At 51.5% G+C, this 1108-nt stretch carries 1 protein-coding gene; it reads right to left on the bottom strand.

Annotated elements, in window-relative coordinates; all coding sequences use genetic code 11:
• Positions 1 to 992 (bottom strand): IS110 family RNA-guided transposase (locus H7T88_RS28445; protein ID WP_221791732.1); only part of this gene is annotated, 992 nt, incomplete at its 3' end.
• Positions 993 to 1108: the final 116 nt, after the last annotated feature.

Here is a 1108-nt window from a genome sequence, read left to right as displayed (position 1 = left end):
GCATGTAGCCTGTTCTGCGCTTTCCATGAAATCTGTTGTATGTCCGCGGACAGACCTTCTAAACGGATGGCTAAGTCTCCTTTCACCGCCGGTCGGTGACGGTAACTCCAAGCCGATTCGATCAAGGTTCGACGTAGGCGCCCATTCCCTGTTTTGGTGATGGAACCTCGTTTGGTACTGGCTCCAGACGAATGCTCACGGGGAACCAGGCCCAAGTAAGCCATGAGCCTCGCTGGGGAAGAAAACCGGGCAAACGAACCGATCTCCGAAACCAGGGTAACCGCCGTCAGAAAACCAATGCCGCGAAGGGACTGCAAGATGCGGATCATTTCCGTTTTGGGATGGGTCGCCGCTTCTTCAATAAGCGCTTTTTCCAATCGACTAATCCGCTGTTCCACCTCATTCAGTGTGTGAAGATACTCGGTAAATGCGGTTTGCATCGAGATTTGCGGGAAAGTGACTGTTCCCAGCCAGATCCGATATTTTTTCGTCCAGGCCCGTTTGATGTGTTCCGGCGGATGGATCTGGTGGCGAAGTAAAAACTTGAGCACACGCTGCCGAGCCCGGTGTAAATCCTCTTTGGCTGTTTCACGTGCACGAACCAATTCACGCAGAGCTTCATCCTCTGGAGCGGGAACGTAAATGGGAGTGAGCTCGCCCGCACGAAATAAACGCGCCAGTTGTTCTGCGTCGCGGCGGTCGGTTTTCACTCGATCCCCTGCACGTTTGGGAATGAGGGACGGAGCGATGACCACACAATGTGCACCCATAGATTCAATCCAGCGGTGGGTTTCGTATCCTGTCGGACCAGCTTCATAGCAGAAGGACAAGGTATTTGCAGGTCCAAGCGCTTTGATGAGTTTACGTAAAGCGGCAGGCGAATGCGCAATGGACCCGTAATACCGAGGTTTGGCCTGTCCTTCGTCTGCGATAGCCACCGAAATTTTTTCTTTGGACACATCTAAACCGATGAATTTTGTGGTAGACTGCATAGTGATAGCTCTCCTTTGCTGTGTAGCTCTGAAATGGTGGTTTTGTCACTTTCCATTTTAACCTACGAGTGCAGCAATATGGAGGGCTATCCTTGTTTACGTTCATCATAGCTAGA

The sequence above is a fragment of the Paenibacillus cucumis (ex Kampfer et al. 2016) genome (assembly GCF_019748695.1).
Lineage (GTDB): Bacteria > Bacillota > Bacilli > Paenibacillales > Paenibacillaceae > Paenibacillus > Paenibacillus polysaccharolyticus.
This window is presented reverse-complemented; position numbering and strand designations above follow the sequence as displayed.